Genomic DNA, 13680 nt, shown 5'->3' with positions numbered 1-13680 from the left:
TTTCCTTCTTTCTTCTATAGATTAGGGTCGTCAAAGACGACATTCAAATCAAAAGGGATTGGTTCTTTGACCGTGATCATCCCTTGGTTTACTTGGCAATTATAGGCAAACACTTCGACACCCTTGCTTTGCGCTTCAGCGATTTTAGTGGCCAGATCCGGTTGCATCTGTCGATGGATCGTGGCGATTTGCACCGCTTCAAATTGGATCATAAACAAAACCGCCGCATAATAGCCAGCTTCTTTGGCATGGATCAATTCATTGACGTGTTTCAAGCCACGAATGGTTGGTGCATCTGGAAAAGCACCGACTTGCTTGTTTTCAAGGGTCATTCCCTTGATTTCTAAAAAGCCTTTTTCTTGTTCATCTGTTTCAAAATAAAGGTCGAATTTTGATGTCCTATAGACAACTTCCCTTCGCAAAAGCGCGATTCTCCCTTTGATATTTGGCAACTGGATCGTGCCATCCAAGAGGCCTTCATAGCCTAAACGATTCGGTACTTGACTATCGATGTTGATCCATTGGTCTTGTTTCTTGACTGAGATCAAGTCGTAATTGGTTTTGCGTTTCGGATTGTCCCAATATTGCAGGGTAACAAGCGCACCTTTGTGCAAGAGCTCTTTTCCTCGTCCGGTATTTTTTACATGGACGATTACTTCTTGACCGTCAACGAGACATCGGGCAATGAACCGGTTGTCTCGCACGAGAAACGTGGCTAAAAGGGTATTCGGATAATTCATTTTCTCACCTGCTCTTTTGAATCATAGCATATTTTGATAAAAACTTCTAAACTTCAAACTAAAGTACCATGCTTTTTTACCTTCTCATGGTATACTTATGGCAATTATTTTCTAGTGCGAAAAAGTGGACACCTGTCCACAAGGCACAACTTGATGAATCGTAAATGATAGGACGTGTATAAATGAAGAAAAGGTCTATTTTGATTGGTTTATCTCTTGCAACGGGCGTGGTCAGCTCCTTGCTGTTGCGAAAAGAAAAACAAAAAAATGAGAATCGCCAGAATTTCATTGGTAATTGGCGTTTTACTTCCAAGACAAAAGAAGATGTCACGATAGAAATAGCCAATGATTATTCGTTGACCATCGAAGGCAAGCCTTTGACTGCTTCCATCGTTGAATTGACTCCGATGCGGTTAGTTTTACTGGACACATTTGGCTATCATTTAGTTCTTGAACAAAAAGGCTCCGTCATTACTTTATATGATGAAGCTGAAGATTGCCACTATTCTTTGACAAAAATCATCTAAAATCGCTGAGAAAGACAAGTTCATGTTTTCTTCACATTTTCTTCGGTCAATTCTCAGACTTTTTATCAGCATTTCTTGGCAATCCATGCTATCATTAACTTAACAAGTGGTTGAACAAGGTGTTCCGTTGAGTGATGTTTGATCGTTCATAGATTAAGGTGTAGGTTCGATTCCTACCTTCCACATTTATTTTAAATAGAAAGAAGGGATTTTTATGTTAACGACCTTTATTTCACTCTTTTCCATCTTTGCTTTAGCTGCATTGTTAGCTGGGACATTCTTTTTAGCAAAATTGGCTATGCAACAAGAAACGAAGGCGGTGAAAGTTCCCGTCAGAGTCCAAAACCAAAACCCGAGAATCCATTCCAATCGTCGCTAAGTGAATCAGTTTGACCCTATGTCAATTCACAAAAACTTGCCTTCTATTTTATAGGAAGGTAAGTTTTTTTGTTAGCTATTATTTACAGTAAACAACCTTAGTCACGTAACGTCTCAGTTTGTCTACTGAGGGATCGGTCTTACGCAATTAAATGCTAAGTTTTCTCTTAGAGTATTGCAACAGTGGATACTCTTTGTTAAAATTTTTGCTTAGATACAACTTTAAAGGAGCTACTACATATATGCAGAAAATAACCAAGTTCGGGTATTCCATCGTTGCTGCTTTGGCAATCCTCTTTGCTGCTGCCGGCTTACCCGTCGTTTCGTATGCTGATGATACAGCTATGAGCGCCGAAGAGATCCAAGATTTTTCAGTCGATGCAAAAGCCGCTTACTCCATTGATTTTGACACAGGCAAAGTGTTGTATGATCAAGATGGTGAGACCGCCATGGGCATCGCCTCCATCACCAAGATCATCAGTCTCTACCTTGTAGCTGAGCAAGTAGAGCAAGGAACCATCGCTTGGGATGATCCTGTCCCTATTTCAGATTATGCCGCGAATCTCAGCGTGTCGCCAAACTTATCGAATGTCCCTTTGCATCAAGACGTTACCTATACAGTAAAAGATTTGTATGATGCCAGTTATATCCAATCTGCAAATGCTGCAATCGTAGCGCTCGCGGAGCTGATTGCTGGGTCTGAAAGTGCCTTTGTTGATCAAATGCAAGAAAAAGTGCAATCATGGGGCATTACCGATGCAAAGATCGTCAATGCTTCTGGCTTGAACAATACTTATTTAGGGGACAATATCTATCCCGGGTCAACTTCCACTGACGAAAACGAACTATCCGCAAAAGATGTCGCCCTGATTGCTCGCCATTTGCTGCAAGACTTTCCAGACGTTTTAGAAGTAACAAGTCTTTCCACCAAACAATTTGGCGAAGGTTCCTATTCGCCTGTCGAGATGGTCAATTGGAACTGGATGCTTCCAGGTTTTACGAATACTAAAGATGGTGTTGACGGTCTTAAGACTGGTACGACAGATATGGCAGGCGCCTGCTTTGTCGGAACCGCCGTCAAGGATGGTCAACGAATTATCACCGTCGTGCTAAACGTCAATGGTCATGCGGAAAATCCAAGCGTACGTTTTATCGAAACAGGTCGGTTGATGGACTACTCCTTCGATGCTTGGGAACAAGTAGAAATTCTACCAGAAAATGCACAGTTAGAAGATACACAGACGGTGTCAGTCAAAGATGGGAAAGAATTGAGTGTTCCCGTTGCCTTAAATCAAGGTTTGACCTTATGGGTACGTGGAGATATGGATGCAACAGCCTTTGAAACAACCATTGACTTTAATGAGCATTATCGTGATTCTGCCCTGCAAGCGCCATTGACTGAGGGCACAGAAGTCGGTACTGTAAGTGCTTCGATTCCAGCTGATACGCTTGGTTATATTGATGCTTCTGATCATGACGAAACTGCAGGATTGGTCACAACACAAACGGTAGAAAAAGCCAACATCTTTGTTCGTGCTTGGCGCGGTGTGTCTACCTTTTTCGAGAATCTTTTTTAATCCAAACCAAAGAAAAAATCTGTCCTGAGCAAAGATTGCTTCTCGGACAGATTTTTTTTATTCTACCGTTTCCACCGTTGCTGCTGCCAAAGGCTCAACAGGGAAAAACAATTCAACTTCCCCTTCTTTAAAATGAGGAAGATATCTTTCTTGGATCGCTGCTGACAAGTGGACGTTATTTTCTGGTAAAACTTCCATCAACATTTTTTCAGTCATCATGGTCAAGTTTTTTTCATCCGTTTTTACAACGAGATAGGTCATTGCGGGCATTTCCCAACGGACCCAACCGACGGGAGGAAAATTTTCTGTATGGACTTGAACGCCTGCCAAATAACGGCCGGTTTCTTGCCAAGGCTCTAACCAATTAGTGCCATCACTCATTAAGCCCCAAAATTCCAGTTCTTCTGCCTTTTGATCGCTCACTAGAAATTCGATCTCTTCAAAATCCTTTGTTGCAAGTTCCCATAGCGCTGGTACCCAAGAAGCTCCTTCTTCCGCTAATCCCTTGCCTTCTTTTCCGATCACATAAAAAGCGGGCCGTTCAACGCGAATCACTTCACCTAATTGCATGTTCCTTCCTCCTTCTTTTCTTCATTTTAGCGAATTGCAAGAAATTCAGCAACTTTGACCTTAGCAACAAGCAATTTTTGTCATTTTTCGGTATACTAGGTGTATCGTTAAAGGAGTGAAAAACATGGATTTTACGCAATTGCTGATTTTTGCCATCAGCTATTTGACGGGTGTGATCGTCGTTCAAAAGTGGCGCAAGAGTAAAGATGAGCCAGATATTTTCTTTTTTGAGTGCTGTTGGACGATTTTAGCCCTGCTGATTTATTTAGCCGTCTCAGAATTACGGACAGGCAGTTTCTTTATTCTAATACCAGTCGCCTTCGCCGGCCTTTTTTTATTTTCTTATCGGCGCAACAAGCACCGACTCGTAAATGGCTTGCTCTTTAATTTGTTTGTCTTAGCATTTGGTGGCTACCTAGTCATTAATCTATACCGAACACAAGATATTCTTGTAGGTGGTCTATTGGCTGTTTTGCTAGCGATCTTCTTTGCTGTATTATTATTCGGCTTAGCCATTCTCGTGGTCTTTCTTTACTGGAATTCCATTATTGTTTTACGAAGAGAGTCGCGATCAATCGCCAATCTATTGACCCTGATCTTAGCAGTGGTTTTGACCGTTTTATTATTTTCAGATACCCTTTTGCACTTTTTCCCGGATTGGATCCGAACCTTATTCGGCGTTGTTCCCCTAAGTCTGATGTATCTATTTGTGGTCTTTTTGAACTTTTTATCGATTTCAGTCATTTATCAGTTCAATCATCCTCGTTACAATCAAGATTTTATCATCGTCTTAGGAGCAGGTCTTTTGAATGGCACCACGGTCTCCCCTTTATTGGCCAAGCGTATCAATAAAGCAATCTCGTTCTACGAAGCGCAATTTAAAGCGAAAAAAACCGCTCCTCGGTTACTGATGTCAGGCGGCCAAGGAAGCGATGAAAAGCTGCCAGAAGCTGTCGCGATGAAAGAATATGCAGTTGCGCAAGGAGTGCCCGAAGGAGAGATTTTAGTAGAAACAAATTCCACGACTACTTATGAAAACATGAAGTTTTCGAAAGAAATCATGGATTCCTTAAAGCCAAATGGCTACAAAGTTATTTTTTCCTCCAACAATTACCATATTTTTCGTGCCGGTCTCTATGCAGATCAAGCACAACTTAAAGCGGATGGTATCGGAGCACCCACCGCCTTTTACTATTTACCAAATGCCTTCTTACGAGAATTCGTAGCGATCCTTTTTATGCACAAAAGACGACACTTAACGGTATTGATCACCTTACTGATCCTTTATGTAGGCGCAGCGATCCTCCAACTTATTTTTGGCTAAGCAAACAAAAAAAGTTCTTTGAACCGGCTGGTTCGAAGAACTTTTTTCTTATTGAATCGTACGATGTTTCTTCCAGAAACGTTGTTGCCATTTTTCTTTCATACTTTCTGTAAGTGGTTCTGATGCTTCTTTGATCGCACAATATTTGTCAACCATTGTGACAATATAGCTTTCTTTATAACGTGGCGGCGCAATCGTTGCTCCCCACATATGTTTCAAGATGATATCTTTTTCTAGATCACTTAGTTCAGTGATTTTTTCAGCATTTTTTACTGCAATTCGTGGATGCATATACGCATGGGTACCTTCATCAAACTTTGTGGTACGCCAGTCATAGTAGAATAAATCATGAAGGAGTCCTGCACGAGCTGTTGCACGAGCATCGCCGCCCCATTTCTTGGCCAATTTGTAACTATAATAAGAGACGCTGATCGAATGTTCCAAACGTGTGGAGTTCATATGCTGCACAAAGTTGGCTAATTTTTTTACAGCTTCTGTTTCTAACAGGTCAGCCACGTAAGACATATATTCGCTATCTTCTTGCCATTTTTCTGTCATAAATTTTTGTCTGCCACCTTTTTTTGATCTGCTTGATTGTTACAAGACAAAGTATAGCACCTATTCATCGAAGATTCTAGGTGAGGTGCAATAGATTCAAATAGTTTAACAGTTCCTTAAAAATCTAACTGACAGAAAAATACATCAAAATTCCGGCTGCAATGGCGACGTTCAATGATTCCGCCTGACCATAGATGGGAATATACACATTTTTGTCAGTCAAAGCCAACAGTTCTGGGTGAACCCCTTGTCCCTCGTTACCTAAAATGAAGGCAGCTGTTTGTTCTTTAGGAAGCTCGGTATAAGGAACGGCTTCTTTATTTAATTCGGTGCCATAAATCGTCACGCCAGCTGAGCGTAGCTGCTTTAGAAATGGCGGGATCGCTCCTTCTAAAATCGGTAAATGATAGTTGCTTCCTTGCATGCTGCGCAAGACTTTTGTGCTGTAAAGATCTGCTGTTCCTTCGCCGAGAAACACCCCGCTAAATCCAGCAGCATCCGCTGTTCGAATCATGGTACCAACGTTCCCGGGATCTTGCACATTATCTAAAATCAACCAATTACCCGTCAGTGTCTGTAAGTTTTGCTCTTGCTTTTCCACCACGGCAAAAATTCCTTGTGGTGTTGGTAAATCAGAAAGCATCGCTGCGATCTCCTCTGTGATCAAATAGCTTTCTTCCTGATAATCATCGAGCTGCCCGTTGGCTTCACTTAACCCTCGCGGTGTCACCAACAACGCTTTGATAGGTACTTTGGCCTGCAGCGCTTCTTGCACTAAATGCCAGCCATCGATCAAATACGTATTGGTCTGTGTACGGTGTTTTTTTTGTGTTAGTTTTTTGATTTCCTTGATAAAGGTATTTTTTTTCGATTGAATTTCTTTCATGTGGTCACCTCGATTTATTATAGCATGAGTCAATCGATCTAACTTGTTCTTTTACTGAAAAAACGCTATCATTATAAGCAGAGGAGGGATTGTCCATGAAGAAACTACGAATCCATGTTCAAGGGCGTGTCCAAGGTGTCGGCTTTCGTTATACCACGAAAATGCTTGCCGATCAATTAGGGGTCACAGGATCTGTAAAAAATGAGGCAGATGGTTCTGTTTCGATTGAAGCGATGGGAGATGAAAAAATCATCGATGCCTTTGTTGCCGGAGTGAAAGATTCTCCTTCTCCCGCTGGAAAAGTGAACCAAATCGACATCCAACCAGACGATACCATTAAAGAACGTACTAGCTTTGATGTAGTCTATTATTGATAATTGAATGTTTTCTAAGTCGAAAGATTGATTTTTCAATGAATTTCTCTTTGTACATTGAAATAGTCGGTCTTTTTTAGTATAGTTATTTTTGTCTAAATTTATTGTGAAGAGGAAGAATAGAATGTCTAAAATGAATAAATGGTTGCTTTCATCAGGATTATTTGGCCTGTTATTAGCATTATCAGGCTGTGTCAGTACCAATGCTGATGGTACGCCGAAAGAAACAGGAATGATTTATCGCTTTTTGGTGAAACCTTTAGGTGATATGATCACGATGCTCGTTGAAAACTTCAACTGGTCTTACGGCTGGGCGATCATCGCCGTAACGATCGTTGTCCGCGTCATTATCTTACCATTAGGGATCCATCAGTCTCGAAAAACGATGATTCAAAGTGAAAAAATGCAGTTTCTGAAACCTCAAGTGGATATTGCGCAAGCCAATTTGAAGAAAGCAACCACTCGGGAAGAACAAATGCAAGCGCAAGCGGAGATGCAAAAAATCTATTCTGAAAACAACGTCAGTATGTTTGGCGGTATCGGTTGTTTGCCTTTACTGATTCAGATGCCGATCTTCTCTGCCCTCTACTTCACCGCCCGTTACACACAAGGAATCCAAAACTCTGAGTTCTTTGGCGTATCATTAGGTGACCCCAGCATCCTCTTTGTAGCGATTGCTGGTATTTCCTACCTGGCACAAGGATACATCTCAACCATTGGGATTCCGGAAGAACAGAAAAAAACGATGAAAACCATGTTGATCGTTTCTCCATTGATGATCGTTTTCATGTCAATGAGTGCACCAGCTGGTGTGACGCTTTATTGGGTAGTCGGTGGGGTCTTCAGTTGTATCCAAACATTTATCACGAATGTCATCATGAAACCAAAAATTCGTGCCCAAGTCGAAGCAGAAATGAAAGCCAATCCGCCAAAAACGGTGGTTACGCCTCGCAAAGATGTAACTCCTGAAAAAACAGAAGCTGTCAAAAAAGCGTTGAACACGACAAAGCCTAATGGAAAAGGTCGTAACGCAGGCAAGCAGCAACGTTAGTAATTCTTGACCAAATCGCTCAATGAGTGGTTTGGTTTTTTGTTGTTTTCAAATGGGAATCAGTTGCTTCTTCTTCTGCCTTTCGCTATAGTAAATGAGAGGTGAGCACATGTTTCAAGCATATATCAATATTTTTGTCATTTTCAGTCTCATGTTTATCGGTTATTGGTTGTCTTACAAACAATGGTTTTCTAATCGAACCGCCGATACGTTTTCAAAATTGGTATTAAATGTCTCATTACCAGCCAATATGTTTTTAACGATTATTAAAAACTTTACGAAAGATGAATTTCTTTCATTGGTTTCGGGGATGATCATCCCATTACTTTCCATGATGATCACTTACTTCGCTGGTTATTTATGGCGACGTTTCGCGCAAGTTGAAGCCAAACACCAAGGCGCATTTTCCGCCATGTTTACCTTTTCCAATACGATCTTCATCGGCTTACCGATCAATTTAGCTATTTTTGGTGAAAAAGCCGTTCCTTATGTGTTGTTGTACTATATTGTAAATACGACATTATTTTGGACCATCGGTATTTTTGAGTTAGCAAAAGACAATCCTGATTTTGGTGAAGCCCGGATTTCCTTTCATCCATTGGTCATGCTAAAAAAGATTTTTTCACCAGCCTTGATTGGTTTCATCATCGGTTTGATCTGGATGCTATTCACCTTACCGCTGCCCTCATTTGTTGATGGCCTTGGAAGCTATCTAGCAGATTTGACGACACCCTTATCAATGTTTATTATCGGAATCATCGTCTACTTTGGGGGACTCAAAAATTTGCGAATGACGAAAGACATTGTCGGTGTCTTGTTTGGTCGTTTCGTTCTTTCGCCCCTCGTTGTGTGGCTGTTAAGCAGAATCATCCCTGTTCCTGAATTGATGCTTTCTGTGTTTATTATTCAAGCCTCTATGCCCGTCCAAAACTCTGTCCCGATCCTTGTACGAAACTACCAAGGGGATGAAGAATTTGCAACTTCATGTTTAGGCTATTCCGTCTTACTGTACATGGTGTATTTGCCTGTTTTGCTTTTTTTCTTTTTTTAGCTATTTAACGAACTTTGTCGAAAAATACTCGTTACCAAAGGCATTCGCTTCTTTCGGTAACGAGTATTTTTCTCCTCTTTGTATGGTAAAGGTTCGATTGATTCGCTACCAAGGCTGGCCCCTATGATTTCCCACAATAGACCACGATCTTTCTGATTTTCGTCAGATTGTGGCTGCTTAGATCGATTTCACAAACAAGACAAAAAAGCACATCATGCAGAAACTAGCTATACTAGCCATTATGATGATGTGCTTATTTTTTATCTTAAGTGAACAGCCGGTGGTTTACAACATATCAAACAACGATAACTGATTTTCATCAGGTAAATCTTTAAGAACACCGTTATCCGTCATGTATTCAATCAAAGTCTTAGAAACTTTCCCGCGATTGGCGAGATCTTCTTTCGATAAGAAAGGACCATTTTTCCGTGCTTCCACGATTTGTTTCGCTACGTTTAGTCCCAAACTCGGCACTGCTCGAAATGGTGCGATCAATTTTTTTCCGTCGATCACGAAGTTTTCCGCATCCGATTTATACAGATCGATCATCCCAAATTCATAACCGCGCTCTAACATTTCATTGGCTAACTCCAGAACGGTTAACAGATTCTTTTCTTTCGTTGACGCATCCAATCCTTTGTCAGTGATTTCTTGCATCCGTTCTTTTACGGCGTCTTTTCCTTTTGACATGGCAATCAAATCAAAATCATCCGCCCGGACAGAGAAATAAGCACAGTAATAGAGAATTGGGAAGTACACTTTAAAGTAAGCCACCCGCAACGCCATCAAAACATACGCCGCCGCATGGGCTTTCGGGAACATATACTTGATCTTCGAACAAGAATCGATATACCATTCAGGGACATTGTTCTCCCGCATCGCTTGCAAGTAAGTGTCCCGCAAGTCGTCAGGGATCTTGTTCCATTGCCCTTTACGAACCGTCTCCATGATTTTAAAGGCCATCCCGTCATCTAAGCCAGCATGGATCAAGTACACCATGATATCATCCCGACAGCCGATTACTTCTGCTAGACTGGCATCTCCGCGACGAATCAGTTCTTCGGCATTGCCCAACCATACATCGGTACCATGGGAAAGACCAGAGATCTGCAAAAGCTCTGCAAACGTCGATGGATGGGTTTGATCCAACATCCCCCGCACAAATCGGGTCCCAAATTCTGGGATGCCTAATGTACCTGTTTTTGAGTAGATCTGCTCTTCAGTCACACCTAGCACGTCCGTACCACCAAAAATACGCATCACTTCCGGATCATCCGTGGGGATCGTTTTAGGATCGATTCCTGATAAATCCTGCAGCATCCGAATCACCGTTGGGTCATCGTGTCCCAGGATATCCAGTTTTAAAATATTGTCATGAATGGAATGGAAATCAAAGTGGGTCGTTTTCCATTCTGAATTTTGATCATCTGCTGGGTATTGAATCGGCGTGAAATCATAGACATCCATATAGTCTGGAATAACGATGATTCCCCCCGGATGCTGACCAGTTGTCCGTTTGACGCCAGTTGCACCCTTAGCCAATCGATCGACTTCAGCTGCTCGATAATGGAGATTATGATCGCGCTCAAAGCCTTTTACGAAACCGAAGGCTGTTTTATCGGCTACTGTACCGATCGTTCCGGCACGATAGACATATTCTTCGCCGAAGAGCACTTTCGTATAGTTATGGGCCTCTGGCTGATATTCCCCAGAGAAGTTCAAATCGATATCGGGGACTTTATCGCCATGGAAACCAAGGAAGGTTTCAAAAGGAATATCATGGCCATCTTTGTTCAGACGTGTGCCGCATTTTGGACATTTTTTCTCTGGCATATCATAACCAGAACCATACGAGCCGTCTTCGTAAAACTCAGAATACTGGCAATCGGGACAATAATAATGAGGGGCTAATGGATTGACCTCAGTGATCCCAGTCATCGTTGCTACGAAACTAGAACCGACTGATCCCCGTGACCCTACTAAGTAGCCGTCTTGATTGCTTTTATGAACCAGTTTTTGTGAGATCAAATAGATCACGGAAAACCCATTCCCAATGATCGAATCAAGCTCTTTTTTCAAACGTTTTTCCACAATTTCTGGTAATGGATCACCGTATAGCTCTTTGGCACGGTTGTAACTCAAGTCGGTGATCTCTTGTTCAGATCCGGGAATCTTTGGTGTATACAGATCATCTTTTACCGGAATGACTTTTTCACAGAGATCAGCGATTTTATTTGGGTTCGTCACCACAATTTCTTTCGCTACTTCTGGACCTAAAAACTGAAAAGCGGTCAGCATCTCATCGGTTGTTCGGAAGTGTACATCCGGTAAACTATGCCGATTCAAGGGATTGGCGCCCCCCATCGAATTGATCAAGACCTTACGATAAATGGCATCTTCTTCGTTCAGGTAGTGGGCATTCCCAGTAGCAACAACGATTTTTCCTAACTCTTCACCCATTTGGATCAAATTCCGAATAATGTCTTCTAGGTCTTTTTCACTTTTCACGAGCTCCGTTTCTAAGAGATGGGCATAAACTGCTTTGGGCATGACTTCGATATAGTCATAAAACTTAGCAAGTTCCCGCGCTGCATCGACCCCTTTTTGCATCATTGCGACAAAGACTTCCCCTTTATCACAAGCGGTTCCGACTAACAATCCTTCCCGCAATTTCACCAATTCTGAGCGCGGGATCCGCGGGACTTTATCATGGAAGTACTTCACATTCGACATCGAGATCAGCTTGAATAAATTCTTCAATCCCGCCTGTGTTCGGGCTAAGATCGTGGCATGGAAAGGCCGAGCTGCTTTATAGGAGTTCTCGCCCCCAACGTGTCGGTTCAAATCTTCGTGCAGCAGCATGTCATGTTTTTCCATCGCTTCTTTGACAAAGATCCACGCTAAATGACCGGTTGCCTCGGCATCGTAGATCGCTCGGTGATGTTGCTCCAAACTAACGCCGAATTTTTTGGAAAGGACACCTAAACCGAATCGCTTAAACTCTGGATACAAATAACGAGCGAGTTCCAATGTATCAATGACGGGATTTTCTGCTTCTGGAATACCGTATTTTCGATAACTTGTATTTAAGAAGCCCATATCAAATGACGCATTGTGGGCAACTAGAATGGCTCCTTCAGAAAACTCACGGAACAAACGTAAGACTTCTTCTTCCGATTTTGACCCCCGAACCATTTCATCGGTGATCCCCGTCAATTCTACGGTCGTTCGTGATAAAGGATGGCCAGGATCGATGAATTCATCAAAGGAGCCTTCCACGTTGCCTTTATGCATCCGCACAGCGGCCAATTCAATGATGGTGTCGTACACTGCAGACAATCCGGTGGTCTCCACGTCAAACACGATATAAGTGGCATCAGTCAGTGGGACAGGCTTCGGATTATAGGCAACCGCTACCCCGTCATCCACGATATTGGCTTCCACACCGTAAAGAATTTTTACCCCGGCTTTTTCTCCGGCGTGATGGGCATCAGGAAACCCTTGTGCGCCACCATGATCGGTGATCGCAATCGCCTTATGGCCCCACTTGCCAGCTTGAGCGACAAAGTCTGCCACATTGTTGGTTGCATCCATCGTACTCATATTAGAATGCAGGTGAAGTTCGACCCGTTTTTCGCCTTCAGGTGCATAATCTTTGCGGGCCTCGTGTTTGACTTCCAGCAAATCTTGCGCATTCATAACGAGATCTCGCATAAAAGTATCTTCTTGAACACTACCACGCACTTTGACCCAACTACCTTTAGCAATGGCATCAAAGACTTGTTCATCTTTTTCATTATTGGAGAATTTTTTCACACTAAACGACGACGTATAGTCGGTGATTTTCAAAATCAAAATCTTCCGTTTTGAACGCAATTCTCGAACTTCTTTATCAAAGACATACCCTTGGATCGTAACTCTGCGTTCTTCCTCAATGATATTGATCATCGGTGTCACAGGTTCATCGGCAGGAATATTACGTCCCAAGGCAATTGGTCCGTCAAATTCGACTGTTTTGACTTCTTTTTTGCGTTGCTCGTGGGCCATTAAGTTCTCAGCGGCTTGCAATTGGAAGGCTGCCGTTTGTTCTTCTTTTCGTGCTTCAAGTTCTTTCAAGGCTGCCTCAGCCTGTTCTTTGTCTAGCTGCGGCAAGATCCGAAATTTTTGAAACCCGAAAGTCCCATAATTTTCCTCAATGATCGGTAAGTACTGTTGCTGCAAAATCGTGATGACCGCATCATTGTTGACGGGTAAAATCACTTTGTTCTCTTGAATCATAGGCATTTGATTTTTAATCACTTGATGAACTAACGGCCGATCACAATTTTGATTGGCTAACGCTAATGGCCAGTATTCTTGAATGAACTGCTCATCGAAGGAACCATCTTGAGCTTCAATGACAATGCGAACTTCCGCGATCTCTTTAAACGCTAGTTCAATGTGTTGTTTAAAGGATTGATACACCATCACCGGTAATAAACGTTCAAATTGGAAATAAAACGTCCACGCTTTTGATTGTCGATGCACGGTTACTTGTCTGATTTGGGCAGTCTGCATCAACGGATGCTGCCGAAGATTTGGGGCAGCTGCAATTTGGTCTAATAATATCTCAAAGGTCTCTCTTTCTTTTGACAATTGAAGATC

General features: G+C 42.2%; 12 protein-coding genes. 7 read left to right on the top strand and 5 right to left on the bottom strand.

The window, feature by feature from the left end:
* Positions 1-14: 14 nt before the first annotated feature.
* Complete coding sequence (gene sfsA / locus IGJ42_RS05530; RefSeq protein ID WP_005236955.1) at positions 15-740, bottom strand: DNA/RNA nuclease SfsA; 726 nt, start codon at positions 738-740, stop codon at positions 15-17.
* Between the two features lie 182 nt (positions 741-922).
* Here sfsA and IGJ42_RS05525 point away from each other — a divergent pair, with 182 nt between their 5' ends.
* The 3 genes from IGJ42_RS05525 (at position 923) to IGJ42_RS05515 (ending at position 3222) form a co-directional block, all read left to right on the top strand.
* Entirely contained in the window at positions 923-1267 is a 345-nt protein-coding gene (locus IGJ42_RS05525; protein ID WP_008381130.1) for a DUF4828 domain-containing protein, read from the top strand.
* A 214-nt stretch (positions 1268-1481) separates the two neighbouring features.
* Positions 1482-1646 carry a hypothetical protein gene (locus tag IGJ42_RS05520; RefSeq protein WP_008381128.1) on the top strand — a complete coding sequence of 55 codons (165 nt, stop codon included), beginning with the start codon at positions 1482-1484 and terminating at the stop codon, positions 1644-1646.
* Positions 1647-1887: 241 nt separating this feature from the next.
* The gene (locus IGJ42_RS05515; protein ID WP_008381126.1) at positions 1888-3222 is read left to right on the top strand and encodes a serine hydrolase; all 1335 of its coding nucleotides are present in this window, start codon (positions 1888-1890) and stop codon (positions 3220-3222) included.
* Between the two features lie 57 nt (positions 3223-3279).
* On the opposite strand, the gene IGJ42_RS05510 is transcribed toward IGJ42_RS05515, so the two are convergent.
* Positions 3280-3792 carry a GyrI-like domain-containing protein gene (locus IGJ42_RS05510; RefSeq protein WP_008381124.1) on the bottom strand — a complete coding sequence of 171 codons (513 nt, stop codon included), beginning with the start codon at positions 3790-3792 and terminating at the stop codon, positions 3280-3282.
* A 124-nt stretch (positions 3793-3916) separates the two neighbouring features.
* Between IGJ42_RS05510 and IGJ42_RS05505 the strand changes: the two genes are divergently transcribed.
* Positions 3917-5116: a YdcF family protein gene (locus tag IGJ42_RS05505; RefSeq protein WP_086332208.1), complete on the top strand. Its 1200-nt coding sequence runs from the start codon at positions 3917-3919 to the stop codon at positions 5114-5116.
* Positions 5117-5164: 48 nt separating this feature from the next.
* Here IGJ42_RS05505 and IGJ42_RS05500 read toward each other — a convergent pair whose 3' ends face one another.
* On the bottom strand, positions 5165-5674 hold the full coding sequence (locus IGJ42_RS05500) for an HD domain-containing protein (protein ID WP_005236965.1): 510 nt from the start codon (positions 5672-5674) through the stop codon (positions 5165-5167).
* Positions 5675-5798: 124 nt separating this feature from the next.
* The gene (locus IGJ42_RS05495; RefSeq protein ID WP_005236967.1) at positions 5799-6560 is read right to left on the bottom strand and encodes a TrmH family RNA methyltransferase; all 762 of its coding nucleotides are present in this window, start codon (positions 6558-6560) and stop codon (positions 5799-5801) included.
* A gap of 95 nt (positions 6561-6655) precedes the next feature.
* Here IGJ42_RS05495 and IGJ42_RS05490 point away from each other — a divergent pair, with 95 nt between their 5' ends.
* The 3 genes from IGJ42_RS05490 (at position 6656) to IGJ42_RS05480 (ending at position 9036) form a co-directional block, all read left to right on the top strand.
* A complete protein-coding gene (locus IGJ42_RS05490; protein WP_005236969.1) occupies positions 6656-6934 on the top strand; it encodes an acylphosphatase in 279 nt (92 codons plus the stop codon).
* Between the two features lie 124 nt (positions 6935-7058).
* The gene (yidC, locus tag IGJ42_RS05485) at positions 7059-7985 is read left to right on the top strand and encodes a membrane protein insertase YidC (protein ID WP_005236971.1); all 927 of its coding nucleotides are present in this window, start codon (positions 7059-7061) and stop codon (positions 7983-7985) included.
* A 109-nt stretch (positions 7986-8094) separates the two neighbouring features.
* Complete coding sequence (locus IGJ42_RS05480) at positions 8095-9036, top strand: AEC family transporter (protein WP_034872197.1); 942 nt, start codon at positions 8095-8097, stop codon at positions 9034-9036.
* 285 nt (positions 9037-9321) lie between these two features.
* Here the strand turns inward: IGJ42_RS05480 and IGJ42_RS05475 are convergent, their stop codons facing one another.
* A complete protein-coding gene (locus IGJ42_RS05475) occupies positions 9322-13671 on the bottom strand; it encodes a PolC-type DNA polymerase III (RefSeq protein WP_005236975.1) in 4350 nt (1449 codons plus the stop codon).
* Positions 13672-13680 lie beyond the last annotated feature (9 nt).

Origin of the sequence: Enterococcus sp. DIV1067f (assembly GCF_050543505.1) — a bacterium.
Lineage (GTDB): Bacteria > Bacillota > Bacilli > Lactobacillales > Enterococcaceae > Enterococcus_D > Enterococcus_D entomosocium.
The sequence above is the reverse complement of the archived record's forward strand: the minus strand, read 5'-3'. Positions and strand labels throughout refer to the sequence as shown.

What these genes read in the sequence shown, in the direction of transcription:
- IGJ42_RS05490 (WP_005236969.1), top strand. Translation starts at nt 6,656, where the DNA reads ATGAAGAAACTACGAATCCATGTTCAAGGGCGTGTCCAAGGTGTCGGC.
- IGJ42_RS05500 (WP_005236965.1), bottom strand. Translation starts at nt 5,674, where the DNA reads ATGACAGAAAAATGGCAAGAAGATAGCGAATATATGTCTTACGTGGCT.
- yidC (WP_005236971.1), top strand. Translation starts at nt 7,059, where the DNA reads ATGTCTAAAATGAATAAATGGTTGCTTTCATCAGGATTATTTGGCCTG.
- IGJ42_RS05480 (WP_034872197.1), top strand. Translation starts at nt 8,095, where the DNA reads ATGTTTCAAGCATATATCAATATTTTTGTCATTTTCAGTCTCATGTTT.
- IGJ42_RS05495 (WP_005236967.1), bottom strand. Translation starts at nt 6,560, where the DNA reads ATGAAAGAAATTCAATCGAAAAAAAATACCTTTATCAAGGAAATCAAA.
- IGJ42_RS05510 (WP_008381124.1), bottom strand. Translation starts at nt 3,792, where the DNA reads ATGCAATTAGGTGAAGTGATTCGCGTTGAACGGCCCGCTTTTTATGTG.
- IGJ42_RS05520 (WP_008381128.1), top strand. Translation starts at nt 1,482, where the DNA reads ATGTTAACGACCTTTATTTCACTCTTTTCCATCTTTGCTTTAGCTGCA.
- IGJ42_RS05515 (WP_008381126.1), top strand. Translation starts at nt 1,888, where the DNA reads ATGCAGAAAATAACCAAGTTCGGGTATTCCATCGTTGCTGCTTTGGCA.
- IGJ42_RS05505 (WP_086332208.1), top strand. Translation starts at nt 3,917, where the DNA reads ATGGATTTTACGCAATTGCTGATTTTTGCCATCAGCTATTTGACGGGT.
- sfsA (WP_005236955.1), bottom strand. Translation starts at nt 740, where the DNA reads ATGAATTATCCGAATACCCTTTTAGCCACGTTTCTCGTGCGAGACAAC.
- IGJ42_RS05525 (WP_008381130.1), top strand. Translation starts at nt 923, where the DNA reads ATGAAGAAAAGGTCTATTTTGATTGGTTTATCTCTTGCAACGGGCGTG.